At 70.3% G+C, this 659-nt stretch carries 2 protein-coding genes; one reads left to right on the top strand and one right to left on the bottom strand.

Annotated elements, in window-relative coordinates; all coding sequences use genetic code 11:
* Positions 1–55: 55 nt before the first annotated feature.
* Complete coding sequence (locus tag AC3EO7_RS37845) at positions 56–427, bottom strand: hypothetical protein (RefSeq protein ID WP_435593889.1); 372 nt, start codon at positions 425–427, stop codon at positions 56–58.
* Positions 428–437: 10 nt separating this feature from the next.
* Here AC3EO7_RS37845 and AC3EO7_RS37840 point away from each other — a divergent pair.
* The coding region (locus tag AC3EO7_RS37840; protein ID WP_435593888.1) for a hypothetical protein at positions 438–659 on the top strand (222 nt) is incomplete at its 3' end.

The following is a 659-nucleotide window of genomic DNA, read 5'->3' as shown; positions in this document are numbered from 1 at the left end:
ATCGGCTACGCGCTGGCGATGCTGGCACCGGTCATCGTCACCGTTCTCAAGTCCATCATCGGAGCCTGACCGTGAACACCTCGGCACAGGCCCCACCCGCACCCGTCCCCGTCAGGCACTCACGAACCGCGCGCACCGCTGCCGCCGCCGCAGCGGCGGTACTCGCCGCGATCCTGATCGCCGTCACCGGCGCTACCGGTGCCTCCGCCCAGCCCCCGACACCGACACCGACACCGACCGTGCCGGTGACCCCGACACCGGCCACACCCGCCCCGACAACCACACCACCGGCCACGACGACTCCGCCGAGCCGGTGGGTGACCCCGCCCTCCACGATCACCCCGAGCCCGGCCTCGCCCACACCGACGACGCCCGGCACGACGCCGGGGTCGGGGTCGGGGTCGGCCGAGTGTGGGGTCACCAACATCAACGGGTGCGTGGAGAACGCGATCGACGGGTTCTTCCAGCGGATCGTCGAGTCCGCGCTCAACCCGCTGCTCGAGCTGCTGTCGGAAACCCTGCTCACCACTCCCGACCCAGGGCAGATACCGGAGATCGGTGTGCTGTGGAACCAGTCGTGGCAGCTCGTCACCGCCCTCTACGTCCTGGTCGTGATGGCGGCCGGGATGCTGTTGATGACGCGCGAGACGCTGCAGACC

The organism is Nocardia sp. bgisy118 (assembly GCF_057708605.1).
Note: the sequence above shows the minus strand (reverse complement) of the source record. Positions and strands in the feature narration are given on the sequence as shown.